This window comes from Nocardiopsis moroccensis, from assembly GCF_055763695.1.
Window position 1 is genome coordinate 5,600,766 of sequence record NZ_CP199747.1, and the last position, 25,432, is coordinate 5,626,197.

23 protein-coding genes, 1 tRNA gene and 1 riboswitch are annotated in these 25,432 nt (G+C 71.9%); of the genes, 12 read left to right on the forward strand and 12 right to left on the reverse strand.

Going from position 1 to position 25,432, the window contains the following annotated elements; genetic code table 11:
• Positions 1-8: 8 nt before the first annotated feature.
• The 5 genes from cobM to sigJ form a co-directional block, all read right to left on the reverse strand.
• Positions 9-758, reverse strand: coding sequence for a precorrin-4 C(11)-methyltransferase (cobM, locus tag ACUKCB_RS24750; RefSeq protein ID WP_473037991.1), 750 nt, complete (start codon positions 756-758; stop codon positions 9-11).
• Positions 743-2,260: a precorrin-2 C(20)-methyltransferase gene (locus ACUKCB_RS24755; RefSeq protein WP_473037992.1), complete on the reverse strand. Its 1,518-nt coding sequence runs from the start codon at positions 2,258-2,260 to the stop codon at positions 743-745. The genes cobM and ACUKCB_RS24755 overlap by 16 nt, the downstream gene beginning before the upstream one ends.
• The gene (locus ACUKCB_RS24760) at positions 2,257-2,922 is read right to left on the reverse strand and encodes a precorrin-8X methylmutase (protein ID WP_452542655.1); all 666 of its coding nucleotides are present in this window, start codon (positions 2,920-2,922) and stop codon (positions 2,257-2,259) included. The genes ACUKCB_RS24755 and ACUKCB_RS24760 overlap by 4 nt, the downstream gene beginning before the upstream one ends.
• On the reverse strand, positions 2,919-3,848 hold the full coding sequence (locus tag ACUKCB_RS24765; RefSeq protein WP_473037993.1) for a nitrite reductase: 930 nt from the start codon (positions 3,846-3,848) through the stop codon (positions 2,919-2,921). Before ACUKCB_RS24765 ends, ACUKCB_RS24760 begins: the two co-directional genes overlap by 4 nt.
• Before the next feature lie 52 nt (positions 3,849-3,900).
• A riboswitch (cobalamin riboswitch) is annotated at positions 3,901-4,102 on the reverse strand.
• 262 nt (positions 4,103-4,364) lie between these two features.
• Positions 4,365-5,273, reverse strand: a complete 909-nt coding sequence (gene sigJ / locus ACUKCB_RS24770) for an RNA polymerase sigma factor SigJ (protein WP_473037994.1) — start codon at positions 5,271-5,273, stop codon at positions 4,365-4,367.
• Between the two features lie 204 nt (positions 5,274-5,477).
• On the opposite strand from sigJ, the gene ACUKCB_RS24775 reads away from it, so the two are divergent.
• The gene (locus tag ACUKCB_RS24775; RefSeq protein WP_473037995.1) at positions 5,478-6,014 is read left to right on the forward strand and encodes a GNAT family N-acetyltransferase; all 537 of its coding nucleotides are present in this window, start codon (positions 5,478-5,480) and stop codon (positions 6,012-6,014) included.
• A gap of 120 nt (positions 6,015-6,134) precedes the next feature.
• On the opposite strand, the gene ACUKCB_RS24780 is transcribed toward ACUKCB_RS24775, so the two are convergent.
• The 6 genes from ACUKCB_RS24780 to ACUKCB_RS24805 form a co-directional block, all read right to left on the reverse strand.
• Positions 6,135-6,350 carry a hypothetical protein gene (locus tag ACUKCB_RS24780; protein ID WP_191266773.1) on the reverse strand — a complete coding sequence of 72 codons (216 nt, stop codon included), beginning with the start codon at positions 6,348-6,350 and terminating at the stop codon, positions 6,135-6,137.
• A gap of 74 nt (positions 6,351-6,424) precedes the next feature.
• Positions 6,425-6,637, reverse strand: coding sequence for a hypothetical protein (locus ACUKCB_RS24785; RefSeq protein ID WP_191266771.1), 213 nt, complete (start codon positions 6,635-6,637; stop codon positions 6,425-6,427).
• Between the two features lie 325 nt (positions 6,638-6,962).
• Positions 6,963-7,490 (reverse strand): hypothetical protein, encoded by a 528-nt coding sequence (locus ACUKCB_RS24790; protein ID WP_473037996.1) that lies wholly within the window; start codon positions 7,488-7,490, stop codon positions 6,963-6,965.
• Positions 7,491-7,679: 189 nt separating this feature from the next.
• Positions 7,680-8,354: an NAD(P)H-binding protein gene (locus tag ACUKCB_RS24795; protein WP_473037997.1), complete on the reverse strand. Its 675-nt coding sequence runs from the start codon at positions 8,352-8,354 to the stop codon at positions 7,680-7,682.
• 122 nt (positions 8,355-8,476) lie between these two features.
• On the reverse strand, positions 8,477-9,463 hold the full coding sequence (locus ACUKCB_RS24800) for a 2-oxoacid:ferredoxin oxidoreductase subunit beta (protein ID WP_473041125.1): 987 nt from the start codon (positions 9,461-9,463) through the stop codon (positions 8,477-8,479).
• Positions 9,464-9,530: 67 nt separating this feature from the next.
• Entirely contained in the window at positions 9,531-11,381 is a 1,851-nt protein-coding gene (locus ACUKCB_RS24805) for a 2-oxoacid:acceptor oxidoreductase subunit alpha (RefSeq protein WP_473037998.1), read from the reverse strand.
• Between the two features lie 481 nt (positions 11,382-11,862).
• On the opposite strand from ACUKCB_RS24805, the gene ACUKCB_RS24810 reads away from it, so the two are divergent.
• The gene (locus ACUKCB_RS24810; protein WP_473037999.1) at positions 11,863-12,723 is read left to right on the forward strand and encodes a M48 family metalloprotease; all 861 of its coding nucleotides are present in this window, start codon (positions 11,863-11,865) and stop codon (positions 12,721-12,723) included.
• Positions 12,724-12,808: 85 nt separating this feature from the next.
• On the opposite strand, the gene ACUKCB_RS24815 is transcribed toward ACUKCB_RS24810, so the two are convergent.
• The gene (locus ACUKCB_RS24815; RefSeq protein WP_191266749.1) at positions 12,809-13,306 is read right to left on the reverse strand and encodes a YajQ family cyclic di-GMP-binding protein; all 498 of its coding nucleotides are present in this window, start codon (positions 13,304-13,306) and stop codon (positions 12,809-12,811) included.
• Between the two features lie 224 nt (positions 13,307-13,530).
• On the opposite strand from ACUKCB_RS24815, the gene ACUKCB_RS24820 reads away from it, so the two are divergent.
• From ACUKCB_RS24820 to ACUKCB_RS24865, 10 genes are all read left to right on the forward strand, one after another.
• A tRNA-Tyr gene (locus tag ACUKCB_RS24820) sits at positions 13,531-13,612 on the forward strand.
• Between the two features lie 401 nt (positions 13,613-14,013).
• A complete protein-coding gene (locus tag ACUKCB_RS24825; protein ID WP_017578673.1) occupies positions 14,014-14,259 on the forward strand; it encodes a hypothetical protein in 246 nt (81 codons plus the stop codon).
• A gap of 56 nt (positions 14,260-14,315) precedes the next feature.
• Positions 14,316-14,561: a hypothetical protein gene (locus ACUKCB_RS24830; protein WP_191266743.1), complete on the forward strand. Its 246-nt coding sequence runs from the start codon at positions 14,316-14,318 to the stop codon at positions 14,559-14,561.
• Positions 14,562-14,573: 12 nt separating this feature from the next.
• On the forward strand, positions 14,574-14,819 hold the full coding sequence (locus ACUKCB_RS24835) for a hypothetical protein (protein WP_473038000.1): 246 nt from the start codon (positions 14,574-14,576) through the stop codon (positions 14,817-14,819).
• Between the two features lie 11 nt (positions 14,820-14,830).
• A complete protein-coding gene (locus tag ACUKCB_RS24840; protein WP_473038001.1) occupies positions 14,831-15,106 on the forward strand; it encodes a hypothetical protein in 276 nt (91 codons plus the stop codon).
• Between the two features lie 128 nt (positions 15,107-15,234).
• A complete protein-coding gene (locus ACUKCB_RS24845; RefSeq protein ID WP_473038002.1) occupies positions 15,235-15,780 on the forward strand; it encodes a hypothetical protein in 546 nt (181 codons plus the stop codon).
• A 189-nt stretch (positions 15,781-15,969) separates the two neighbouring features.
• The gene (locus ACUKCB_RS24850) at positions 15,970-17,049 is read left to right on the forward strand and encodes a DUF2397 family protein (protein ID WP_473038003.1); all 1,080 of its coding nucleotides are present in this window, start codon (positions 15,970-15,972) and stop codon (positions 17,047-17,049) included.
• A complete protein-coding gene (locus ACUKCB_RS24855) occupies positions 17,049-18,425 on the forward strand; it encodes a TIGR02678 family protein (RefSeq protein ID WP_473038004.1) in 1,377 nt (458 codons plus the stop codon). Before ACUKCB_RS24850 ends, ACUKCB_RS24855 begins: the two co-directional genes overlap by 1 nt.
• Positions 18,379-23,010, forward strand: a complete 4,632-nt coding sequence (locus ACUKCB_RS24860; RefSeq protein WP_473038005.1) for an SbcC/MukB-like Walker B domain-containing protein — start codon at positions 18,379-18,381, stop codon at positions 23,008-23,010. Before ACUKCB_RS24855 ends, ACUKCB_RS24860 begins: the two co-directional genes overlap by 47 nt.
• A 75-nt stretch (positions 23,011-23,085) precedes the next feature.
• The gene (locus ACUKCB_RS24865) at positions 23,086-25,191 is read left to right on the forward strand and encodes an ATP-binding protein (RefSeq protein ID WP_473038006.1); all 2,106 of its coding nucleotides are present in this window, start codon (positions 23,086-23,088) and stop codon (positions 25,189-25,191) included.
• Positions 25,192-25,432 lie beyond the last annotated feature (241 nt).

Below are 25,432 nucleotides of genomic sequence, written 5' to 3' on the forward strand. Positions count from 1 at the left end.
TGCGGGGATCAGCGGGACCGGGCCGGGTCGTACAGGTAGGACTCGCCGCCTTCGGCGTCGAGCGCCCGACCGACCAGCACCACCGCGGCCTGCCGCAGCCCCGCCTCCGCCACCAGGTCGGCGATGGTGGCGACGGTTCCGCGCAGCACCGCCTCCTCCGGCTGGCTGGCCCGGTAGACGACCACGACCGGGCAGTCCGCGCCGTACTCGGGCTCGATCTCGGCCATGAGTTCGCGCACCCGCCGGATCGCCAGGTGCAGCACCAGCGTGGCGCGGGTCGCCGCGAACGCGCTCAGCGACTCGCTCTCCGGCATCGCCGTCGAACGGGCACTGGTCCGGGTCAGCACCACCGACTGGGCCACCAGCGGCACGGTCAGCTCCCGGCCCACCAGCGCCGAGGCGGCCGCGTAGGCGGGCACCCCCGGGGTGACGTCCCACGCCACACCGTGCGCGTCGAGACGGCGGGTCTGCTCGGCCAGCGCCGAGTACAGCGAGGGATCACCCGAGGTCAGCCGTACGACGTCCCGTCCCGCACGGTCCGCGGCGACCAGGTGTTCGGTGATCCGGTCCAGGTCCAGGCCCTGGGTGTCCACCAGTTCGGCCCCGGGGGCGCAGTGGGTGAGGACCTCCGGGTCCAGGTAGGTGCCGGGGTAGAGGACCACGTCGGCCGCGTTGAGCATCCGCGTGGCGCGGACGGTGAGCAGGTCGGCGGCGCCGGGCCCCGAACCCACGAAGTGCACGGTCACGGCTTCACCCACCTCGGTGTCCACACCCGGCCCGACCGGGAGACGCGGGTTCCGGAGGCGCCGACGATCAGCAGGCAGCGCATGTCGATGTCGGCGGGGTCGAGTTCACCCAGCGTGGTCACCGTCAGGGACTCGCCCTCCCTGCCGACGTTGCGGCCGACGACCACCACGGTTTCGCGTTTGCGGTGCTCCAAGAGGACCTCGCGGGCGGTGGCGATCTGTTCGGTCCGCGAACGCGAGGCCGGGTTGTAGACCGCGAGCACCATGTCCGCCTCGGCGACGGCGCGTAGACGGCGCTCGATCACCTCCCAGGGCTTGAGCCGGTCCGACAGACTCAGCACCGCGAAGTCACCGCCGACGGGGGCGCCCGCCCGGGCCGCGACCGCCTGAACGGCGCTGACACCCGGCAGCACTCGGACCGGAACATCCGAGTAGGCGGGGTCCTCGGCCGCCTCGAACACGGCGGTGGCCATACCGAACACACCGGCGTCCCCGCCGGAGACCACGGCCACGCGCTCACCGTCACGGGCGAGCCCGAGTGCGAGCCGGGCGCGGTCGATCTCGACGGTGTTGCCGGAGGCGTGCCGGGTCAGGCCGGGGCGCTGCGGGACGCGGTCGACGTAGGGGCCGTAACCCACCACGTGGTCCACCTCGGCCAGCGCGGCGGATGCCTCGGGGGTGAGCCAGTGGTCGGGGCCCGGTCCCAGGCCGACGACCAGCAGTTCGGCCGCCGCGGCCGCGGGCTCCGGCCCCGACACGGGAGCCGGCACCGCCCGCTCCCGGGACCTCCTGCCGTTGCGGCTGTCCCCGGTGACCAGGATCAGTGAGAAGTACGGCACCGTGGCCGGGTCGACCTCGGCGACCGGCAGCCGCCGCTCCCCGGTCATGGAGGCGCGCTCCACGTACACCGCGTGCTCCAACCGCCCGGCCGCCTCCAGGGCGCGGCACACCGCGGGGAAGGTCCGGCCCAGCTTCATGATCACCGCGGCGTCGGTATCCGCCAGACGGCGGGCCAGCTCCGGCTCGGGGAGGGTCCCGGGCAGCACGGTGAGCACGTCGGTCTGTCGGACCAGCGGTGCCGCCGCTGTTGCGGCAGCCGCACCGAACGCCGGGACCCCGGGGACGATCTCGGTCTCGTAGCGTTCGGACAGCCGGTCGTGCATGTACATGTACGAGCCGTAGAACAGCGGGTCGCCCTCGGAGAGCAGGACGACGTCGCGTCCGGCATCCAGGTGGACGGCCAGCCGTGCGGCGGACTCCTCGTAGAAGTCGGCCAGCGCCCCCGCGTACCCGCCCGGGTGGTCGGTCGTGCCGGTGGTCACCGGGTAGGTGAGCTGTTCCTCGACCGCGGAGGCCGGGACCAGGTCCTCGGCGATGCGGCGGGCGTTGGACCGCTTGCCGACCCCGGCGTGGTAGGCGACGACGTCGGCCGCGCGGATGAGGCGGGCCGCCTTGAGAGTGATCAGTTCGGGGTCGCCCGGACCCACACCGACCCCGTGGAAACGTCCTCTCACTCCTCCTCCTTGGCGAGCGCGTTCAGAGCTGACGAGGTCATCGCGGACCCTCCGCGACGGCCGCGGACCGTCACGTACGGGATGTCGGTCCCGTGCCGGTCGGCGAACTCGGTGAGCGCCTGTTTGGACTCGGCGGCACCGATGAAACCGACCGGGCAGCCGACGATCGCGGCCGGTCTCGGCGCCCCGTCGACCAGCATCTCCAACAGGTGGAAGAGGGCGGTGGGCGCGTTGCCGACAGCGACCACGGCACCCTCCAGCAGGGGTTCCCACAGGGACACCGCGGCCGCCGTGCGGGTGGTGCCCCACTCCCGCGCCAGCTCGGGGACGCGTGCGTCGCCGAGAAAGCAGAGCACCTCGTTGCCGCCGGGCAGGCGGCTCGCGGTCACCCCGGCGGCCACCATGCGTGCGTCGCACAGGATCGGCGCGCCGCCCTCCAGGGCCGCGCGGGCCGCAGGAACCAGGTCGGGGTGGACCACCAGGTCGTCGGCGAGGCCGACCTGACCGGTGCCATGGATCATCCGCACGGCGAGCCGTTCGGCGTTGTCCGGCAGGTGCCCCAGCCGGGCCTCGCGACGGATGGTGGCGAAGGAGTCGGTGTAGATCGCTGGGCCGTCGTCGACGTACTCGTAGTGCCGGTTCGGTCGGCGGGGGGCGGTCATCGGACCTCCCCGGGCACCAGAACCCCGCGCCAGGGCGTGACGACGAGCTCTCCGTGGCCCGCGGCGGTCGCCCGCTCGGCGAGCTCCTCGACGGCGGAGCGGTCCAGCCCCCGGTCGGTGACCCGCAGATGTAGTCCGCCCCCGGGCAGCGGTCCGTACGGCAGGGGAGGCGAGGGTTGTGGCAGCCGCGGGTCGGGAGCCACCGGTGCGGCCAGCGGTGCCGGGAGCTCGGCGACGTGCCAGGGCGCCGTGGGACCCTGACCGCGGTGTTCCAGGAACTCGTCCGCGAACCGCAGCAGCGCGGCGGGCGCCTCGTCGAGCGGTACCACCGGGCCCCAGTACCCGCCGATCCGCAACTGTGCGATCCCCTCGTCCAGGGCGACGAGCCCCAGGTCACAGGGGCGGTCGAGCAGGTCCCCGGATCCGTCGTCCAGCACGAACAGGAACCGTCCGGGCAGGTCCGCGCGGCGCGGCACGGAGCACAGCATCGTGTCCAGGGCCGAGGCGACGGGCCGCAGGTCGGCCCGCCCGCCGCCCGGTACGGCACCGTCCGGGAGTGCCGGGTCCTTCGGCCCCGTGCACGGGGAGACCATCACGTTGCGTACCAGTTCGTGGCTGGCCGAGGGCAGCAGACCGGTCTCCTCCAGGTCCCGGAGCACCTCGGACTCCAACCGTCCCGCGTTCCCGGGCAGGGCGCGCAGTTGCAGGTTCGCGCGGCCCGTGACGTGGACGCGGCCGCTGCCGTGCCGTTCGGCCACGGCGGCCAGAGCTCGCAGCGAACGGGCGCGGAGTCGGCCGCCGATGAGCCGGAGCCGGACCAGCAGACCGTCGTCGGCGGCCCAGGGCCTCAGCGCGCCGGGGCAGCGGTCGCGCCGGGTACGGCTGTGGGGGGTTCGGGCGGAGGGCGGGGTGCCGGGCAGGGACATGCACGTCTTTCGGGTCAGGGGCTTGTTCGCGGGCCCGCGGATGACTCGGCGGAGGTGTCCGCCGCTACCGGCAGGTCTTCGGACTCGGAATCGACCGGTACGGGGCGCCTTCCCGGAGTTCTACTCCAGTGGCTGTCCGGGGGACCACCCCGGACGTGCCCGTCCGTCATCCTCACCGCTGCGCGTCAGTCCCGGAATCACACCGGGTTCCCTGCCCCACGGACGTGGGGTTCGACCGGTCCGACGAGGGTATCGTGCCACCTCGCGGCTCGTTCCGGCGGACCGTGCCCGGGCGCTCTCTCCGCCCCACGCGCCTCCGGTTCGCCGACTGAGCACGCCCGGTCCCGGGTCGGCGAGGAACTGCCGGATGCCTGGTGGTCATGACAGACATACTGCCTCCTCGGCTGCAGGAGGACCGGCGCCTGGGGTCACGCTGGGTTATCGACGGGTTTCCACAGGCCCGAATCCACCGGAATCCGCGCCGCCCCCGCCCACGACGGCGGCGCCCCCTGCCCCCTAGGACGGGCCGGTGGCCCGCAGACGCGACATCTTGTCCGGGTTGGCCACCATGTACACGTGCCGGGCCCGGCCCTTGAAGACGTCCAGGGTCAGCACGGTGATCGGGACCCCCTCCACCGACAGGACCGCGGCGGGGCCGCCGTTGACCTCGGCGACCTCCGTGTGCAGCGGTGCCGTGGGCGCCAGGCCCAGGGACCGCAGGAAGCGCGAGGCGTTGCGTTCCAGGGACACCGCGGCCAGGAAACGGCCCACCTTGTCGGCGCCGCGGATCACCCGCAGGGGCGCCGGGGCCCTGCCGCCGCTGTCGCTGACCAGGGTGGCGTCCTCGGCCAGCAGTCCCTTGAGCCCGTCCAGGTCGCCCTCCACGCAGGCCCGGAGGAAGCGTTCGGTAATGCGGCGGCGCGCCGCCCGGTCGGCCTCGAAACGTGGGCGGCGTTCCCGCACGTGGTCCCGGGCCCGCCGGGCCAACTGCCGGGTGGCCGCCTCGTTCCGGTCGATGACCTGGGCGATGTGCGCGTAGGGCAGTTGGAAGGCCTCGTGCAGCACGAACACGGCCCGTTCCAGCGGGCTGAGGGTCTCCAGCACCACCAGGAGCGCGAACTCCACGGAGTCGGCGAGCTCGGCCCGCTCGGCCGCGTCGGGCAGCTCGCTGACCGGCTCGGGCAACCACTCGCCCACATAGGACTCGCGCTGGGCACTGGCTTTGCGCAACCGGTCGATGGAAAGCCGGGACGCCACGGTCACCAGGTAGGCGCGCGGGTTGTCGATCCCGTCCGGATCCACCCGGGACCAGCGCAGCCACGCCTCCTGGACCACGTCCTCGGCGTCGTCCGCCGTTCCCAGGATCCGGTAGGCGACCCCGTTCAGCAGGGGGCGGTGTTCCTCGAAGACCTCTGTTGCCGTCATGTCGGGGAAGACGTACCACAGTGCGCCTGGCGTGACATGCCCCTGACCGGTTCCGGCCAGGGCCGTGGGCTCGGGCGGGTGTGACCAGGAGGGGCGGTCGGCCAGTGGATGGAGGGCGGCCGACGGCACCGGCAAACGGCTTGCACCGCCCCCGGCTCGGTTCTAGGTTGGCGCGACCCGAGCTGTCAGTGAGAGGGGCTGTGGTTGTACCGAGTACGGGAGTGGAACCGGGGCGACGCCGACCGGCTGTTGACGGCCTTCGCCTGGGAGGAGCTGGCCAGGCAGGAGAGCGACGTGCCGCGGACCCCGGACGAGGCCCTGGAGTGGATCGCCGGGCGGGCGGTCCTGGCCAAGGAACGGGACGTGCACGGGTTCGTGGTGGTCGACGGCCAGGACAAGGCCCTCGGGCACGTGCAGGTCTCGGTGTCCAGCCGCAGGCACGACTTCGGCTGGCTGTCCTACTGGACGCACCCGGCCGAGCAGGGGCGGGGCGTGGCCTCGGCCGGGGCCCGGCTGGCCACGGAGTTCGCCTTCGACCGACTGGACCTGTTCCGGGTGGAGACGGGCCACCGGCTGAACAACCCGGGGTCGTGCGTGGCTGCCCGGCGGGCGGGTTTTCGCCCGGAGGGTGTCGAGCGGGCCAAGCTCCGCTACGGGACCTCCCGTTACGACACGGGGATGCACGCGCGGCTGGTGACGGACCCGGTGGAAGGCGTGCCGGAAGGTGTCTGCGGCGGGTGATCGGAGGGTCGCGCGGGCGTACGCGTCCGGGTCTTCCCGCTCCACCGGGGTGAAACGACGAACGCGGGGCACGGTGTAGGAACACCGTGCCCCGCGCCAGTCCCGTGCGGGACCTGTGGACTACCAGTTCTTGACGGAGATGCCCGAGGTCTCGGTGATGCTGGTGACGTTGCAGCCCTCGGAACTGAAGCCCGCGAAGGAGATGACGTCGGCGCAGATCGGCACGGTGATGTTCTGGATGTGGGCGTTGTTGTCCGCGGCGGCGGTGCCGGTCATGGCGCCCAGGGCGAGGCCGGTGGCGAGGACGAGGCCGGAGACGGCGGTGATGCGCTTCATGGTGTGCTTCCTTTTCGATTCGTTGTGTGCGTTTGGTTCTGGCAGGTCTGACGGGCGGCCGCGGCGACCGGGTGCTAGTCGTGGACGGAGATGCCCGAGGTGGAGTTCCAGTCGACGACGTTGCAGCCGCTGGCGCTGAAGCCGGAGGCCTTCAGGACGTCCAGGCAGACGGGGACGGTGATGTTCTGGATCTGGGCGTTGTTGTCCGCGGCGGCGGTACCGGTCATGGCGCCCAGGGCGAGACCGGTAGCGAGGACGAAACCGGAAACCTTGGCGATACGGGTCATGGTGGTTACCTTTCGGAAGTGCAAAACAGGTTGGCTGCGGCCGCCGGAATTAACTTAGCGTAGCTAGGCGCGTGCTCGAAGTAGTTTTGGGGAAGATTCCAGAGATCACAAGGAATTTCTTCGGCTTCACGACAGACATGACGGACATGTCGTCTCTTCGCTCTTGGCTGAGTTACACAACCGAAAGCATGTCCCAGACACGCTTCTGGCGAATGCATCGGAATCACACACTGTCCGACATGGCTCACCGTGGGCGTGCGAAACCGGACATAGAAAAGGGCCCGCACGGTGATCGTGCGGGCCCCGCGTTCGCGCTCGGGCTCGGTTACCAGCCCTGCTGCTGTCCGTAACCCGGGTACGGCTGCCCGTAGCCGGGCTGCTGGCCGTATCCCGGCTGCTGCTGCCCGTATCCCGGGTACTGCTGCGGGTCGTAACCGGGGTACGGCTGCTGGTGCTGTCCGTAGCCCTGGCCGTAACCCGCGTACGGGTCCTGCTGCTGAGCACCCGTCGGGTACTGCGGGTAGGGCTGCTGCTGCCCGGACTGGTCCGGCTGGTGGGGCTGCCTGGCCTCGGCCTGCTCGTTCCCCCCGCCCTTCGCGGACTCGTCCGGACGGAAGATGAACAGGCGGGTGGCCGCGGACTCACCGCTCTCACTCGGGGTGATCAGTTCCAGGCGCCACCCGGCCTCCTCGATGCCCTCGAGGATGCGGGTCAGCCCCGGGCGCAGCTTGCTGGAAGCCTCGTCGTAGGCGTTGACCTCGAGCTGGATGATGAACATCCGGCGCTTCTGCTGCGCGGCGACCTTGGCGTGCTCGACGACCGTGCTGTCCCGCACGACCTGTGTGACGCTCATGAATAACCGTACCCATCTGCTCTGCGGAGCTGCTTCACCCGTCGGGTTCGTTCCCGGTCGCCCGCGTCCACCGTGACGGGATTCCGCCGGGCTCCGCTCCCATCATGCCTCCTATGGGGGTATCTGGCCACAGAGGACCGGAACCCCCGAAAAGGCTGGGCAGACCCCCTACCTGTCGGGTCGGTGCGCCTACGCCCGCGGCCGGCCCGCGACGGCGCGAACGGCCTCGACGACGGGTGTCCTACCGTTCACCAGGTTGAGAACCCGCTTGGCCGTGTCCGGTTCGTCCAACAGGGCAACGATCACGGCGGCCACGTCGTCACGCGTCACCGAGTCGCGCTCCACCTCCTCGCCCAGGTCCACCTGGCCGGTTCCGGCCTCGTCGGTCAGCCGCCCGGGCCGCAGGATCGTCCAGTCCAGGTCGAGGTCGTGCTCACGGAGCTCGTCGTCCGCGGCCTTCTTCGCCGCCACGTAGGCGGCCCACACCTCGTCGGTGCCCTCCGGCACCGGCTGGTCCACGTTGATCGCGGAGATCTGTACCAGGCGGCGCACCCCGGCGAGCGCGGCGGCATCGGCCGTCAGGGAGGCGGCCTTGTGGTCCACGGTGGTCTTGCGGGTCACACCGCTGCCCGGCCCGGCACCGGCGGCGAACACCACGGCGTCAGCGTCCATGATCTTCTCGGTCAGCTCGGTGACCGTCGCCTGTTCCAGGTCGATGAGGACCGGTTCGGCCCCCGCGTCGACGACGTCCTGGCTGTGGTCGGGGTTACGGATGAGGGCGACGGGTCGGTCACCGCGGTCGGCCAGGAGCCTGGCCAGCCGCAGAGCGATTTTCCCGTGTCCTCCGGCAATGACGATACGCATGGGGGAAGCGTATTGCCTGGAGCCCGGCGATCCCCTGAGGAATCCCGGGCGGCGCCGGTGAACTTCACGACGCCGCCCGGGGGAATACCCCGGCCCGGCAGGAGCCCCTGCCGGCCGTCCGGCTACTCGACCGTCCAGGTGTCCCCGCTGGCCAGTAGCGCGGCCAGCTCGCCGTCACCGCGCTCGGCCCGCGCATCCGCGATCTGCTCGTTCACCAGACCGTCGTAGGTGGGTCGGCGCACGTCCCGGAACACACCGACCGGCACGTGCTCGAAGGCCGGGTAGTCCAGCCGCGACAGCGCGAACGCGTACCCCGGGTCCTGCCGGTGCGCGTCGTGCCGGATCAGCCGGTCCGCACCGACCGAGTCCACGTCCACGACCTCCAGACCGCCGAACTCGCCCGCGACCACGCCCCGGTCCTCGCCCAACCGCAACGGCTCGCCGTGCTCCATCCGGAGCAGACGCAGCTCGCGTGCGGTCGGGTCCTTCAACGGCTCGAAGGCGTCGTCGTTGAAGATCGGGCAGTTCTGGTAGATCTCCACGAACGAGGCGCCGGGGTGGTCCGCCGCCGCCCGCAGCACTGATGTCAGGTGCTTGCGGTCGGAGTCCACGGTCCGCGCCACGAAACCCGCCTCGGCGCCCAGCGCCAACGACACCGGGTTGAACGGCTGGTCCAGCGAACCCACCGGCGAGGACTTGGTGATCTTCCCCGCCTCCGAGGTGGGGGAGTACTGGCCCTTGGTCAGCCCGTAGATCCGGTTGTTGAACAGCAGCACGTTGATGTTGACGTTGCGGCGCAGCGCGTGGATGAGGTGGTTTCCGCCGATGGACAGCCCGTCGCCGTCCCCGGTGATCACCCACACCGACAGGTCGGGGCGGCTGGTCGCCAGCCCCGTCGCGATCGCCGGGGCGCGTCCGTGGATGGAGTGCACGCCGTAGGTGCTCAGGTAGTACGGGAAGCGCGAGGAGCAGCCGATCCCGGACACCATCACGATGTTCTCGCGCGGCACGCCCAACTGCGGGAGGAACGACTGGAAGGCCGCCAGGATCGCGTAGTCACCGCAGCCCGGGCACCAGCGCACCTCCTGGTCGGACTTGAAGTCCTTCATCCTGTACTCGGTGTCCGACTTGGGCACCAGCCGCAGGCCGGCCAGCTCGCCCTCGCGGCTCGCGTTCTCAGTCACGGTCGATGACCTCCTGCAGCACGTCCGCGAGCTCCTCCGCCTTGAAGGGCAGTCCGCGGACCTTGTTGTAACCGATGACGTCCACCAGGAATCGGCCGCGCAGCAGCAGCGACAACTGGCCCAGGTTGATCTCCGGGACCACGACCCTGTCGTAGCTCCGCAGCACCTCACCGAGGTTGGCCGGGAAGGGGTTGAGGTGGCGCAGGTGCGCCTGGGCCACCCGGCCGCCCGCGCGCCGCACCCGGCGCACCGCGGCGGTGATGGACCCGTAGGTGCCTCCCCAGCCCAGGACGAGGACCCGCGCGTCACCGGTGGGGTCGGACACCTCCAGCTCGGGGATGTCCCGGGCGATCGCGTCCACCTTGGCCTGACGGGTCCGGACCATCAGGTCGTGGTTGCCGGGCGTGTACGAGATGTCGCCGCTCTCGGCGTGCTTCTCGATACCGCCGATCCGGTGCTCCAGCCCCGCGGTGCCCGGCACCGCCCACGGGCGGGCCAGCGTCCGCTCGTCACGCAGGTACGGCAGGAACTCGCCGTCCGGACCGTTGGGCCCGTCGGCGAACGCGGGGTCGATCGTCGGCAGTTCCGACACCTGGGGCAGCTGCCACGGCTCCGAACCGTTGGCCAGGTACCCGTCGGAGAGCACCACCACCGGGGTCCGGTACTCCACGGCCAGCCTGGCCGCCTCCAGCGTCGCGTCGAAGCAGTCGGCGGGGGAGGCCGGGGCGACCACCGGGACCGGGGACTCGCCGTTGCGCCCGTAGAGCGCCATCAGCAGGTCCGTCTGCTCGGTCTTGGTGGGCATGCCGGTGCTCGGCCCGGCACGCTGCACGTCGATGATCACCAGGGGCAGTTCGGTCATCACGGCCAGGCCGACGGCCTCCTGCTTGAGGACCATGCCCGGGCCCGAGGTGGTCGTCACCCCGAGCGAGCCGCCGAACGACGCGCCCAGGGCCGCGCCGACCCCGGCGATCTCGTCCTCGGCCTGGAAGGTGCGCACCCCGAACCGCTTGTGCCGGGACAGCTCGTGCAGGATGTCCGAAGCCGGGGTGATCGGGTACGAGCCCAGGAACAGGGGCAGCCCCGACCGCTGGGAGGCGGCGATCAGCCCGTAGGCGGTCGCCAGGTTCCCGGTGATGTTCCGGTAGGTGCCGGCGGGGAGCCGCGCGGGTTTGATCTCGTAGGAGACCGCGAAGTCCTCCGTGGTCTCACCGAAGTTCCACCCGGCCTGGAACGCCGTGAGGTTGGCGGCCAGGATGTCCGGCTTGCCGGCGAACTTCGACTTCAGGAACGAGGTCGTCCCCTCCGTCGGCCGGTTGTACATCCAGGACAGCAGACCCAGGGCGAACATGTTCTTCGCGCGCTGAGCGTCCTTCTTGGAGATGTCGGAGTCGGCCAGGGCCGCCACCGTCATCGAGGTCAGACCCACCGCGCTGACCTTGAACGCGTCCAGCGTCCCGTCGGTGAGCGGGTCGACCGTGTACCCGACCTTGGCCAGGCTGCGCTTGGTGAACTCGTCGGTGTTGACGATGACCGTGGCCCCCCGCGGCAGGTCGCCGAGGTTGGCCTTGAGGGCGGCGGGGTTCATCGCGACCAGCACGTCCGGAGCGTCCCCCGGGGTCATGATGTCGTGGTCCGCGAAGTGCAACTGGAAACTGGAGACGCCGGGGAGGGTGCCCGCGGGGGCGCGGATCTCCGCCGGGAAGTTCGGCAGGGTCGACAGGTCGTTGCCGAACGACGCGGTCTCCTGGGTGAATCGGTCACCGGTCAACTGCATACCGTCGCCGGAGTCCCCGGCGAAGCGGATGATGACCCGGTCGAGTTGTTCGATCTGTTTGGCCACTGAGATCGACGACCTCCTTGGTGAGCCGCCGGTCATGACGGGCGGCGGCGCTCGGTTGTCTGCCCCCGGCCCTGCCGCACCGTTGCGAGCCGGATTGTGGGTCGGGGACAGGAGGACGGCGTGGCCCCCCGCACGCACTGGGCGCGCCAACCCAGCGCGGCGTTCGGCGGTCCGGAACCGCGACCGGGCCGTGCGGCTGCCAACCTACGACGACACGGCCCTCCGCTCACCTCGGCGGGGATATCCCCTCCTCGACACACGGAGTGACAAGGGCCACGTTCGCACTATAGGTCGTGGGCACCGTTCGGGGGCGGGGCGGGTGGCCATTGTCACAGAGGGTTCCGCCATGGGGACGCCACCGCTCCGGAAGCGGGATGTGACCGACAGCTGGTCACATGGGGAACGCAAGACGCCGACCCGCACGTTTGTCACCATGTACGCATCCAAAGCCGGGCAGCGGCGAACAGCGGAGGGAGGGCGTGTGCACGTCAACGCGATCCGCGCGGTCGGACTGTTCGCCGGCGTCTCGGCGGCCGCCGTCGTGGCCGGCTGGCTGTGCGGCGCGGGGAAGGGCGTCCAGCTCGCGGTCGCGCTGGTGGCCTGCGCCGGAATCCTGGTCTACCTCTTCGGGGACACCCTGGCGCTGCGGGCGATGCGGGCCCGACCGGTCAGCGAGATCGAACGTCCCGAGCTCTACCGGATGGTCCGTGAACTGGCCACGACCGCACGCCAGCCGATGCCGAAGCTGTACCTGTCCCCGGTGCGCTCCCCCAACGCCTTCGCCACCGGGAGCACGCCGCGCCGCGCCGCCCTGTGCTGCACCACCGGCCTCCTGCGCACCCTCAACGAACGCGAGCTCCGCGGGGTCCTGGCCCACGAACTGGCGCACATCCGCGCGCACGACACCCTGACCAGCTCGGTGGCGGCGACACTGACCACGCTCATCACGGCCCTGACCGCGATCTCCTTCCTGATCCCGCTCGGGGACTCGGAGGAGACGGACCTGCCCAACCTGTTGGGTGGCCTGATGGTGGTCCTGCTCGCCCCGTTGGCGGCGGTGGTCGTCTACTGCGGGGTGGGCCGCGCGCGGGAGTTCCGGGCCGACGAGAGGGCGGCCGAGATCACCGGCGACCCGCTGGGACTGGCTGACGCGCTGCGCAAACTGGAGTCGGGGAACCGGGCCCACCCGCTGCCCCGGGAGCGCGTCCTGCTGGCCGCCGCGCATCTGATGACCACGAACCCCTTCCCGGGCGGGGTGGGCCGCCTGTTCGCCGCGCACCCGCCGGTCCAGGAGAGGGTCCACCGGCTGCGGGAGCTGCGTCGCAGGTGGGACATGGGTTGAGCCGCGCCGGGCCCGCGCGGGCCCGGACAGCGCTGCGGCCGCCGGCCCCGGGAGGGGCGGGCGGCCGTTCGGTCCTTCGGGAGGGCTAGCGGTAGTTCACGAACTGGAGCGCCAGGTCGAAGTCCTTCTCCTTGATGAGGTTCATCACGCCCTGGAGGTCGTCCTTCTTCTTGGAGCTGACGCGCAGCTCCTCGCCCTGGATCTGGGCCTTGACGCCCTTGGGGCCCTCGTCCCGGATGAGCTTGGAGATCTTCTTGGCGTCCTCGGAGGAGATGCCCTCCTTGAGGTTGATCGGAAGGCGGTACTCCTTGCCGGAGGGCTTGGGCTCCTCGGCGGCGTCCAGGACCTTCAGGGAGATCTTGCGCTTGATCAGCTTCTCCTTGAAGACCTCCAGGGCGGCGGCGGCGCGCTCCTCGGAGCCGCTCTTGATCTCGATGCCGTTCTCGCCCTGCCAGGCGATGGTGGTCCCGGTGCCCTTGAAGTCGAACCGCTGGGCCAGCTCCTTGCCCGCCTGGTTCAGGGCGTTGTCGACCTCCTGACGGTCGAGCTTGGACACCACGTCGAAACTGGATTCGGCGGCCACGTACTCTCACATCCCGCTACGTCTCAATGGGTCACGGGCGCCGGCGGGCGCCCGTGCGCGTCTCGTTCGGCCCGGTCCGGGCCGGGTTCAGAGCTTAGCCGCGCACCGTCCGCTCCGTCCGGGAGAGCCTGCCGGGAACGCGCCGGGTTTATCGATTTCAGGTTCGGGCCGATCATCCGCTATGGTCGTTCATGCACGGCGACGCCAAGCGTCCCGGCAGCCCAGGCAGGTTGCCCGAGTGGCCAATGGGAGCGGACTGTAAATCCGTCGGCTTAGCCTTCCAAGGTTCGAATCCTTGACCTGCCACAGGGGAGTGAAGCCCCCGGTACCTCGGTACCGGGGGCTTCGTCGTGTTCGGGGGCGGTCTGACCGCCCTGCGGCCCTCTTCACTCTGCGTGTCCCCCATCACGGAGAGTCAGGTGATTCGGGCGATTGCGGGAGTGTCACGCTCCGGACACAGAAAAATCACTCTGGGTGAGCGTCGCCTGTCGTCCTGCCCGTCGGGCGTGCTGATAAATCACAGCATTGTCCTATTTGGTTTATGGGGCGAATGGAATTCCTCTGGCAATTTGGACAAACTGCACTCCGGGTTTCGGCGTTGACAAAAACTGGGGGGCGGATGATGATTGCATCAGTCCACCGCGACACAGGTGCAAAAGCGCCTGCGTCTTTTTCTGTCAATGCCTCGCCTGATTTCCGGGGGAAACATGATCAAGAAGCTGACCGCTGCTGGCCTGGTCGCTGGTGCCGCGATGGGTGCGCTCCTCATGGGGGCTCCCGCTCACGCCTCGCACGGTGGTGACCAGCAGTTCAACCAGAACCTCCAGCTCGTTCCGGTGCAGTCCTGCAACCTGACCGGCAGCGTTGGCCTGGTCGCCGTCACCGTCCCGATCCTGTCGCCGCAGACCACCGGCGACTGCGTCAACGGCCCCGTCGGCACCAACATCAGCTAGTTCCGGCAATTAGCTCGACCGAGACGATATCTCAAACTTTTTCGAAGGGTAGTTCAATGCTGCGTAAGCTCGGTGTTGCCGGCCTCGTTGCTGGTGCCGCTTTCTCCGCCGTTCTGGCCGCCACGCCGGCCTCCGCCTCGCACGGTGGCGACCAGCAGTACAACCAGAACCTGCAGGCCATTCCGGTCCAGCTGTGCAACACCAGTGCCGCCGTGGGCCTGGTCGGTGTGAACGTGCCGATCCTGTCGCCGCAGACCACGGGCGACTGCGTCAACGGCCCCATCAGCACCAACATCGACTAGGAGAACCCCACAATGCGTAAGTTCACCGCTGCCACCGCCATCGCTGGTGTCGCCCTGGGCGCCATCCTCGCCGCGGCTCCCGCGTCCGCCTCGCACGGCGGCGACCAGCAGTACAACCAGAACCTGCAGGCCGTCCCGGTCCAGCTGTGCAACACCGAGCTGGCCGTCGGACTGCTCGCCGGTGTGAACGTGCCGATCCTGTCGCCGCAGACCACGGGCGACTGCATCAACGGCCCGGTCAGCACCAACATCGACTAGGAGTTCCGAGGATGCTGCGCAAGTTCACCGCCGCCACGGCGATCGCCGGTGTCGCGCTCGGCGCGATGCTCGCGGCCGCTCCGGCCTCCGCGTCGCACGGTGGCGACCAGCAGTTCAACCAGAACCTTCAGCTGGTTCCGATTCAGCTGTGCAACACCGAGCTGGCCGTGGGTCTGGTCGGCGCCAACGTGCCGATCCTGTCGCCGCAGACCACGGGCGACTGCATCAACGGCCCGGCGGGTACCAACGTCAGCCACGACCGTGCAGACCACGGTCACGGCTACTGAGCACCCCGGTGTGATGACGGGGCCCTGAGGCCCCAGTGACGGAAAAGAGCGGGACCGAGGCCCCCCGGCAGCTGCCGGGGGGCCTCGCCGCTGTCCGCGACCGTACTGGTCGCAAGCGAGGAGTCGAGATGAAGAGCACACTCTTGGCCGGGGCGGTGCTGGCACTGGCGGTGTCGGCCTGCGGGCAGGCCGAGGAGCCCGAGGACGACGGCACCGCGGCCGGTGGCGACTCCCCGGAGGCGGACGGTTCCCCCGAGGGGACGGCCACCGACGGCGGTTCGGGCGAGACCGCCACCGACGGCGGTGCCGCGGACGGGGAGGAGGTGTACGTCCTCAACCTGTACGGCGACGAGGAGGGCTTCGACGACCAGCGGCCGACGGAGTACGTCGCCTCCGAGTTCACGACCTTCTCCGACATGGAGTGGGACGAGTGGAACGGGACCGGTGCCCGGGGCGAGGGGGAGGTTCTGGGCACCTGGTGCATGGATCAGGGGTGCCAGGACGACCCCTACGACGTCGAGATCGAGCTCGGGGAGCCGGTGGAGGCGGACGGCACCCGGTACTTCTCCACGTACACCGTCACCGAGTACGACGAGGACATGCCCGAGGAGCAGCGGGACGCGCTGGAGCAGGCCGACGGCGGACACCTCAACATCCCCGCCCGGACCCGGTGACACGGGTACGACACCGGCAGTGCGGGGCCGGACGTGAGTTTTGACTCCCGCCGCTCCCCACCGAATCCTTACAAAGTTCAGAAAAGGAACGAAAGTCCTGCTCAGAGTGGCTGCCCGGGTCAGTTCACCGGGTTCGGAGAGGGCCGAATCGGGCGTGGCGGGCTCCGGAGGTCTCTAGTCTGCTGAGTTGTGGGACTCAACCAGCGGACGGACGACCGCGCGGACGACGGACAGGGCACCGGTGACCGGCCGGTGCCACGGCACGGCCGCGCTGCCCTGCTGCGCCTGGCCACCTGGTTCGAGGAGGCCGAACCCGACCGGGCCGACGAACTGGCCGCGGCTGCCTTCGCCCTCCACCCCGCCCGCCACATCGAGGGGCGCGTCGACGACACCGTCGCGGCGACCACCAGTTGGTGGCAGGCCGAGCCCGACCGCAGCACCGTCACCGAACACCCCGGCACCCGGCTGCCCGAACCCGTGCGCGATCACCGGGCCCAGCAGGCCCGGCTGCGGGACGCTGCCGAGTCCTCCGCCCACTGGCGTCGCGCCGGGGCCGAACAGATCCGCTCCCTACTCACCGAACCCACCGGGGACCACGCCCGCCTGGACCTGTCCGGCGCCGGGATGGAGGTCCTCATGGAACTGCTCACCGCAGCCCTCGGCTCCGGTGACGCCTCCCGCCGGCCGTCCTCCGCGGGCGACCTGGAGTTCGGACTGCGCCTGCACGTGTACGCCGCCCCCGGGGCCGAGGTCACGGTCCGCGGCGAGGGCGGCGACCTGACTCTGGAGGGGCTGCGGCTGCGGGTCACCTCCTACGAGCAGCACACGCTGGACACCGCGCCTCCGTCCGGGAACCCGACCCGCGAGGAGGCCCCGGCCGCCGTCGCGCCGGTCGGTGCCGGGAACGACCCTGTCGGCGAACCGGCCCCCACCGGTACCCTCCCCGGACCGGACACGTTCGCGGAACCGGAGCAGGAGACGGCTCCGGAGGGGGAGGCACCCCCGGACCTGCTCCCGGAGCCGGAAACAACCCCGGAGCCGGGCACCTTCGCGGAGCCGGAACCGGTCCCGGAACCGGGTACGGATGCCTCCCCGGAACCGGACACGGCCCCGATCCGGATTCCGGACGCGTTCACGGGAGCGCAGACACCACCGGAACCGGAACCGGTCGCGGAAACCGAACCCGACCAGGACCAGGACCCCGACACGGAGACCACCGGTCCCATCGAGATCACGACGCAAACGCCCTGGACGCGGAGGTGGGGGTGATGAAGACGAACACCCACACGGAGGACGCCGCCCTCATCGGCGAGCGTCAGGCCGCCGCGCGCACCCTCATGGCCCGCCCCCTGCTCACCCGGCGCACCCACCCCGCCGAGTTCTCCCTCGTGCGCTCGCACGCGGAATGGCTCGTCCAACGCTTCCAGCGGGTTCTCGGCTACCGCCTCACCGTGGCCGACGACCACGCCCGGCTGGTCAAGCGCGGCCTGGTGAGCGAGGTGGTCCGGCCCCTCACCCGCCCCACCGGCTCCCGCTTCACCCCCCGGACCCACACCTACCTCGCCCTGGCCCTCGCGGTCCTGGTCGAGCGGACCGGGCCCACCACGGTCCGCTCCCTCGCCGCACAGGTCCGCGCCGCCGCCCGGGAGACCGGGATCGACGCCGACCCCGCGCGCGGCCTCGGCGAACGCCGAGCCTTCTGCGCCGCCCTGCAGCACCTGATCGGCCTCGGCGCGCTCACCGAGACCTCGGGCACGGTCCGCGGGCACCAGGCCGACGCCGCCGTCGACGCCGGGCTCCTCCCGGACACCGAGGTCCTGCGCTCGGTGGCCGCACACCTGCCCAGGGCCGGCGACGACCCCGAGTCCTTCCTCGCCGACACCATCGACCCGGACCCCGAGAGCGACCAGGCGGGCGAGGTCGCCCTGCGCCGCCTCCTGGCCGAGACCGCCGTCGTCTACCGGGAGCGACTCCCGGACCGCCAGCGCGACCGCCTGTCCGCCCACCAATGGCGGGCCGCCGCCGCGCTCGGCAACCTCCTCGGCTGCGACACCGAGATCCGCGCCGAGGGTGTGGCGCTCGTCATGCCGGACGAGGCCGCGGCGACCCCGTGCTTCCCCTCGGACGACCCCGTCGGGCACACGGCCCTCGCCCTGGTCCGCCACCTCTCCGGCCGCCTGCACCCCGGCCGCCCCGCCACCTCCGTCCCAGTCCCCGAACAGGAACTGCACGCTGCGCTGGAGGCCTTCGGCGGTGCTGACGCCCCGGCCCGCGCCGAGTGGGCGCGTACAGCCGGGCCCGAGCTCCCCGCCCCGGACCGGCTCTCCGCTCTCGTGCTGGAGCTCCTCAGCGGCCTCGGTCTGCTCACGGGCAGACCGGGGGAGCGGCTCCTCAGCGCGGCGGCGGCCCGCTTCGGCGCCGATGTGGACGATCGCGTCCCCCGGATCCAGGACAATGACGAAGACAGCCGGACACACCCCGCGCAACCGCGTGGTTCCGGTCACGGTGGGCCCGACGCCCAGGCCGACCCCCGCGGCGACCTCGACCGGGTGGCGTCCGTGCTGCAAGCGGTGGCGAACGAGAAGGTGAGCGCGACCAGTGGTGACACAGGAGACGATCGAGGCCCCCGGGACGGCTCCGGCTGATCCTGCCGACACCCCCCGTTACCGCCTCGAACGCGCGGGAATCCGGAACGTCTGGCAGTACGACGACCACGTCCTGGACTTCGCCGAGGGACGGCTTCTGCTGCGCGGCCGCAACGGCGCGGGCAAGTCCAAGGCGCTGGAGATGCTGCTCCCCTTCCTGCTGGACGGGGACGTCCGGCGGCTGGACACCACCGGGACCAACCGCACCAGCCTGCGCTGGCTCATGGCCGACGACCCCCGGGCCTCCCGCGGTCCCGACGAGGAGGACACCGGTCCCGACCTGCTGGGCGGCCCCGTCCAGGGGACCGAGGCCCCCGCGGGACAGGACGCCGAGGACGAGTCCGGGCCCGCCACCCGCCTGGGCTACCTGTGGGTGGAGTTCACCACCGTCCGCGGCGACCGCGGCCTGGACTCCGCCGCGCGCACCCCCGCCGGCCCCGACTCCGCGTCGGCACTGCTCACCGCCTCCGCCCCGGCCGCCGGCCCCGAGGCCGCGGGCACCCCCTCGACCACCGCCTCCCCGGCGGGCTCCACCCAGGACGGGACCGACGCCCCGCCCCGGCACCTCACCCTGGGCGCCGCCGTCATGGCGGTCGGCGACGCCGACCCCCGCTGCGTGTACTTCGTGACCGACCGCCGTGTCGGACACGACCTGGAACTGGTCACCGACGGCCGCCCCAAACCCGTGGACCGGCTGCGTTCGGAGATCGGCGCCGACAACTGCTTCACCAGCGCCGTCCCCTACCGGGCCCGGGTGATGCGGAGCCTGTTCGGCATCGACGACTCCGTTCGCTACCGCAACCTCATCCACCTGCTCTACCGCCTGCGCCGTCCCACCATCGGAGACCGGCTGGAGGCCGGTGAGCTGGTCAGCGTCCTGTCCGAGGCGCTCCCCCCGATGGACGAGTCCATCCTGGACGAGGTCGCCCGCAACATCGCCGACCTCGAACAGGCACGCACCGACAAGGACGAGCTCACCGAGGCCGGGGCCGGTGTCACCGCCTTCCTCGCCGACTACCACGGTTACCTCCTGCACACCCTGCGCACCCGCGCCGCCGAGGTCCGGGAACAGCTCGACTCGTGCACCCGCCGCACGGAGGAGACCGACCGCCTGCGCGCCGAGCTGGACGAGCTCATCACCGCGGAGAGCCAGGTCGCCGAGGAACGCGACCAGGCCCGCCGCACCCGGGACACCGCCAACGCCGACGACGGCACCCTGGCCACCGCACAGAACGACGCGGCCACGGCCACCACCAACGAGCGCCGCGCCTACGACGCCGCCGTCGGCGCCTACATCCGTGCGGCGGAGGCGGCCTGGGCCGCGGCCGAACACGCCGTCACCACCGAGACCCACGCCGTGGACCGCCTGGCCGAGGACACCGCGGCCATCGAGCGCGCGTTGGAGGTCCTCCGCCAGACCCACATCGAAGCCTCCCGCGCGGCCACCGCGGCGGGACTCGACCCCCGGGCCCTCGGTCAGGTCCCCGACGCGACCACCACGGTCCACGCGCCCCGGGAGAACACCACCCGGGTCGACCTCCAGGGGCTGGAACAGGCCGTGGAACGCGCCCCGGTCGACGGCATCGACCTCACCGACCTGCGCGAGCACCTCGGCCTCCTGCACGATCAGCTCACCGGTGCCGCCGACGCCGCGGCCGACCGCACCGACCTCGCGGTCCGGCTGACCGGCCTCACCACAGCCGAGGCGGCCGCGGACCGCCGCCTGGTCGCCCTGACCAGCGAGGCCGAGAGCGCCGAGGCCGTGCTGGAGCGTGCCCACACCCGTGAGCAGGAGGCCATCGACGCCCTGCGCGCCGAAAGCACCGCCTACGCCGACGGGGTCCGCTCATGGGCGGCCGGGCTGCGCGACTCCAACCACGCCCACGCCCTCGGTGAGACCATCCACGAGCTGGAGGGCAGTGTCGAGCTGCCCATCACCGACTCCCTGCGCGTCCTGGATCCCGGGGTCCCGGCCACCGTCGCACGTCTGGCCCACACCGCCGTCGACCCGCTCCTGGAGGAGCTGCGCGCCCGGCGCGACGTCGCCGTCAACGAGGAGGGCCAGCTCTCCGACGAGCTCGCCGACCTCGCCGCCCGCCGGGCCCGCAACGCCGACAGCGCACCCGAGCGTCCCGCCTGGGCCACCTACCCGCGCCCGGAGGAGGACGGCGTCCCCTTCCACCTGGCCGTCGACTTCGCCGACGGGCTCAGCCTCCGCGAACAGGCCGGACTTGAGGCGGCGCTGGAGGCCAGCGGCCTGCTCGCCGGGTGGATCCGCGCCGACGGCAGCCTCCACGACCCCAGCAGCCGCGACCTCATCGTCACCCCGGCCCGCACGGCCAAGGGCCGCACCCTCCTGGACGTCCTCGTCCCCGTGCCGGCCCCCGACCGCAGTGTGCACCACGACAACCTGCGCGCCCTCCTGGCCTCCGTCGCCCTGCACTCGGAAGACGCCCAGACGCCCGCCGGCGCTGACGACACCGAGGCCAAGCACCGCCGGGACAGCTCCGTGGCCACCGTCAGCTCGATGTCGCTCTCCGGCGGCTGGCGCCTGGGCGTGGCCTCCGGAGCCCACCACAAGAACGAACCCGAGTTCATCGGCGAGGCAGCCCGCAAACGCGCCCGCGACCGCCAGGCCGCCAACACCGACCGCCGGATGGCCATCGCCGAGGCACTCCTGGCCGAGGCGGGCGAACGACGCTGGGCGGTCGAGCACTCCTACGCCGAGCTGCTCGACGTCTCCCGGTCCCTGCCCGACTCCGCTCCGCTCGTCCGGGCCTGGGCCGCCCTCGACGTCGCCCGGGACGACGTGGCCGCGGCCCGGCGCGCGCACGAGACCGCCCAGGAGGCCGCCGGGGCCGCGCGCACCGAACTCCTCGAACTCCGCTCCCGACTGGCGGAGGCGGCCGGGGACGAGGGCCTGCCCACCACACGCGCCGGGCTCGACAGCGCCCTGCGCGCCCTGGACCACCTACGGGTCCTCATCGCCTCGGCCCTGCGCGACCTCGAAGTCCTGGCCTGGGAGCTCGCCGACCACGAACGCCACGTGGCCGCCTGGTCCCGCACCCGCGCCGCCCGCGTGCTGGCCGAGGACGCCCGTGCCGCCGCGATCGACGACATGATCACCGTGCGCCGCCAGTTCGAGCTCGGCGACCGCGCCCGCGGGGTGGCGGCCGAGCAGATCGACGCCGCCCGCGAACAGGTACGGGCCCGCGCCCAGGAGGCCGCCGAACGCCTCCCCGAACTCGAACGCGAGGCACAGCGCGCCCGGGACGAACGCGTCAGCGCCGAGGCCCGCCTCGACGCCGCCACCGCCGAACGCGCCGAGCAGGTCCGCCGGGCCCTGGCCGCAGGGCGGACCCTGGTCTCCTCGGTCACCACCGTCGGCGATCCCGGCAGCAAGGCCGTCACCGGGGCCGAGGACACCGTCCCCGACGCCGTCCTGCTCCGCGCCGCCGGGCTGGAGGACTGCGCCGCGCAGGACGCGCCCCTGGCCCGCTACCTGGAGTCCGTCAACGGGCGGACGGAGGCCGAGGCGTCCGGGCCCGACGAGCGCCTGGCCCTGCTGGCCTCCTTCGTCGGCCAGCTGGAGGAGGGTCTGGCAGCGCAGGAGGACGTCGACGAGGTCGACGACAGCGCCATCCTCGGCAGTCGCGAGGAGCTGCACCGCCTCCTCGCCTCCGTGGGCCTGTCCCAGACCCGCACCGAACTCACCGAGCCGCGCGGCGTCAAACGCCTCACCGTCCACGACGAGGACGGGGCCCACGACGTCACCGCCTACGCCGAACGCGTCGCCGGGGCCGTCGTCCGAGCCGAGGAGACCGTCGCCCTCGCCGAGGAGGAGGCCTTCGAGCGCCACCTGCTCGGTGAGCTCGCCGGACACCTCTCCCGCCAGATCGACGAGGCCCGCGCCCTCATCGCGACCATGAACGACGTCCTCAAGGACGTCACCACGTCCGCGGGGCTCGGGGTGCGCCTGGACTGGAGCCTGGCACCCGACGCCGGGGCCGACATCGAGGCGGTCGTCCCGCTGCTGGCCACCCCGGCCGAGGAGCGCACCCGCGTCCAGACCACCCGGCTGCGCGACGCCCTGCGCCGCTGTATCGAGGCGATCCGCCGACTGGACCCGACCGCCACCGGCGGGGCCCAGCTGCGCGCCGCCCTCGACTACCGCTCCTGGTTCACCTTCACCGTCTACGTCACCGACTCCGCCGGGGACGAGCGCCGCCTGGGCCACCGCACCGCCCTCAGCCAGGGCGAGCAGCGCGTGGTCGCCTACCTGGTGCTGTTCGCCGCGGCCGCCGCGCAGTTCGACGCCCTGGCGGTCCGGGCACCGTGGGCGCCGCGCCTCATCCTGTTGGACGACGCCTTCGCCAAGGTCGACGAACCCACCCATGGGCGCCTGCTCGGCCTGCTGGTCGAACTGGACCTGGACTTCGTCCTGACGTCCGAACGCGTCTGGGGCTGCTTCGCGAGCGTGCCGAGCCTGAACATCTACGAGTGTCTGCGCGACCCCAACGTCCCGGGGATCGCGACGCTGCACTTCACCTGGGACGGTAGTAGGAGGAGGCTCGTCGGGGTGTAGCGGTTGTGCGCATCACCAGCGCACTTCCTCCCGTCCTGTCCTACTCTGCTGGTGCAGGTTCGAGAACGGAGCGGGGTGGCGAAGGTGACTCGGATACCCGAGGCGGACACGCACGCAGGACGGGACGGCCACGGGGCCGCAGCCCAGACCGACGACCCCACCGCGACGGCCCTCCTGGAAGCCCTGGCGCGCTCGGGGATGCCGTCCCGGGCCAGGGCCTGGGTCAACGCGGCACTCTGGGGCGAGGACGCGCTGGAGGCCCTCCTGCGCGGCGAGCACATCCCCGAGACGGTGCCGGCCGGGCCCTCGGGGCCGCCGCCCGGGCGGGTGCGCCGGGCCTATCTCACCGGTATCCGCGTCCAGGGCTTCCGCGGGATCGGGCGTCCCGCGGAACTCACCTTCCCCCCGGGGCCCGGACTGACCGTGATCGTCGGCCGCAACGGCTCCGGCAAGTCCAGTTTCGCCGAAGCCGCGGAGGCGGCGCTGACCGGCCGCAACCCCCGCTGGGACGCCATGCCCACCGGCTGGCGCGACGGCTGGCGCAACCTGCACTACGACGAGCGCACCGAGGCGACCGTCGACATCCACATCGCCGGCGACAGCGGCCCCACCCGGATCAGCCGCCGCTGGACGGGGGAGAGCGTGCGCTCGGCGCGCGGCGAGGTGGTCCACCCCGACGGTGAGATCTCCCCGCTGCGCACCCTCGACTGGGGCGAGAACCTCGTCCGCTACCGACCCTTCCTGTCCTACGACGAACTCGGCCGCACCGTGACCGGCCGCGCCGCCGAGCTCTACGACACCCTCACCGCCCTGCTCGGACTCACCGGGCTGGCCGAGGCCGAACGCCGCCTGGCCAAGGTCTGCGACGGCCTGGTCCGGCGGCGCGACCGCCCCTCCAGGGAGGTGCGCCCCCTCCTGGAGGCGCTCGGCGCCTCCGACGACCCCCGGGCCGTCCAGGCCGTCCAGCTCCTCTCCGCGCCCAGCACGGACCTGGAGGCCCTGCGCCGCCTGGCCGCCGACGACGGCCCCAGCGACCCAGCCCTGCACGTGGTCCTGCGCCGCCTGCGCCGCCTCTCCGTGCCCGAACGCGCGCTCATCAGCGACGTCGTCAACGAGCTGCGCGGCGCCGCCATGGAGCTGGCGATGGCCGCCGGAACCAAGGGCGACCACGCGCACGGTGTGGTCCAGCTCCTGGAACAGGCCCTGGAACACCACAAACGCCACCCCACCGAGACCACCTGCCCCACCTGCTCCGCCACCGGGGCGCTGGGCCCCGACTGGGTGCGCCGGGCCAACGCGCAGCTGCGCGCCCTGCGCCCCCAGGCGGCCAGCGCCTCGGCCGCCTACGAGCGGGCCGAGGCCGCCCGGGGCCAGGCACGCTTCCTGCTCTCGCCCACACCGGGATGGCTGCCGCCGGACAGCGAGCTCGGCCAGGTGTGGGCGCTCTGGGAGTCGGGCGCGGACATCGACGATCTCGGGGAGCTCGCCGAGCACATCGAGACGGTGGGCCGCAGGCTCCGGGCCGCGGCGGTCAGCGCGCGGCGGGACGCCGCCGAACGGCTGGAGGACCCCACGGGCGGCTGGGCCGACCTGGCCGACCGCCTCTCCGGCTGGTTGGAGGAGGCCCGGGAGGCAGTGGCCGCCGGCGAGGCACTGGGCGCCGCCGAGACGGCGCTGAACTGGCTGGCCGACTACGCCCGCGGGGTGCGGGCGGAGCGGCTGGGGCCGGTGGCCAACCAGGCCGAGCAGGTGTGGTTCCGGCTGCGCCAGGAACGCCACATCGACCTCCAGGGCATGCGACTGATCGGTCGCGGGGCCCGCCGACGGGTCGAGGTGGACGTGGCCGTGGACGGTGTGGCCGACCAGACGAGCGCGCCGGGGCTGCTCAGCCAGGGCGAGTTCCAGGCCCTGGCGCTGTCCATCTGTCTGCCGCGCACGCTGGTGGAGGGCAACCCGTTCGGTTTCCTGCTGCTCGACGATCCGGTCCAGGCGATGGACACGGAGACGGTCGAGGGGTTGGCCTCGGTACTGGCGGAGGTGGGACGGCACCGGCAGCTCATCGTGTTCACCCACGACACCAGGCTGTCCGACGCCCTGCGCCGGCTGGGCCTGCCCGCGGACATCCGCACGATCAACCGCGACGCGATGTCCAACGTCTGGCTAGCCGAGGGCGCTTCGTGACCCCGGCGGCCCCCGGAGGGCGCACAGCTGCCCCCACGGGGGTGCACGGCGTCACATTCGGCCTCTTTCCAGGCTCTTCCCGGGAAGCTTCCCGTGCTTGGGGAAGCTGCTCTGAACTGGGCTTTCGTGCTTGCGTGGCGGGGAGGTGGAGCGCTGGGGCGGGGTTGCCGGGGCGGCCCCGGGTATTCGATTTGGCAGACCACCCCCAGATCCCTGTATAGTCATGACCAGCGCAAGGGGG

Bases quoted from the DNA above. Each gene is read 5' to 3' on its own strand.
- ACUKCB_RS24760 (WP_452542655.1), bottom strand. From the start codon at position 2,922: ATGACCGCCCCCCGCCGACCGAACCGGCACTACGAGTACGTCGACGAC.
- ACUKCB_RS24765 (WP_473037993.1), bottom strand. From the start codon at position 3,848: ATGTCCCTGCCCGGCACCCCGCCCTCCGCCCGAACCCCCCACAGCCGT.
- sigJ (WP_473037994.1), bottom strand. From the start codon at position 5,273: ATGACGGCAACAGAGGTCTTCGAGGAACACCGCCCCCTGCTGAACGGG.
- ACUKCB_RS24780 (WP_191266773.1), bottom strand. From the start codon at position 6,350: ATGAAGCGCATCACCGCCGTCTCCGGCCTCGTCCTCGCCACCGGCCTC.
- ACUKCB_RS24785 (WP_191266771.1), bottom strand. From the start codon at position 6,637: ATGACCCGTATCGCCAAGGTTTCCGGTTTCGTCCTCGCTACCGGTCTC.
- ACUKCB_RS24790 (WP_473037996.1), bottom strand. From the start codon at position 7,490: ATGAGCGTCACACAGGTCGTGCGGGACAGCACGGTCGTCGAGCACGCC.
- ACUKCB_RS24795 (WP_473037997.1), bottom strand. From the start codon at position 8,354: ATGCGTATCGTCATTGCCGGAGGACACGGGAAAATCGCTCTGCGGCTG.
- ACUKCB_RS24800 (WP_473041125.1), bottom strand. From the start codon at position 9,463: ATGAAGGACTTCAAGTCCGACCAGGAGGTGCGCTGGTGCCCGGGCTGC.
- ACUKCB_RS24825 (WP_017578673.1), top strand. From the start codon at position 14,014: ATGATCAAGAAGCTGACCGCTGCTGGCCTGGTCGCTGGTGCCGCGATG.
- ACUKCB_RS24830 (WP_191266743.1), top strand. From the start codon at position 14,316: ATGCTGCGTAAGCTCGGTGTTGCCGGCCTCGTTGCTGGTGCCGCTTTC.
- ACUKCB_RS24835 (WP_473038000.1), top strand. From the start codon at position 14,574: ATGCGTAAGTTCACCGCTGCCACCGCCATCGCTGGTGTCGCCCTGGGC.
- ACUKCB_RS24840 (WP_473038001.1), top strand. From the start codon at position 14,831: ATGCTGCGCAAGTTCACCGCCGCCACGGCGATCGCCGGTGTCGCGCTC.
- ACUKCB_RS24845 (WP_473038002.1), top strand. From the start codon at position 15,235: ATGAAGAGCACACTCTTGGCCGGGGCGGTGCTGGCACTGGCGGTGTCG.
- ACUKCB_RS24855 (WP_473038004.1), top strand. From the start codon at position 17,049: ATGAAGACGAACACCCACACGGAGGACGCCGCCCTCATCGGCGAGCGT.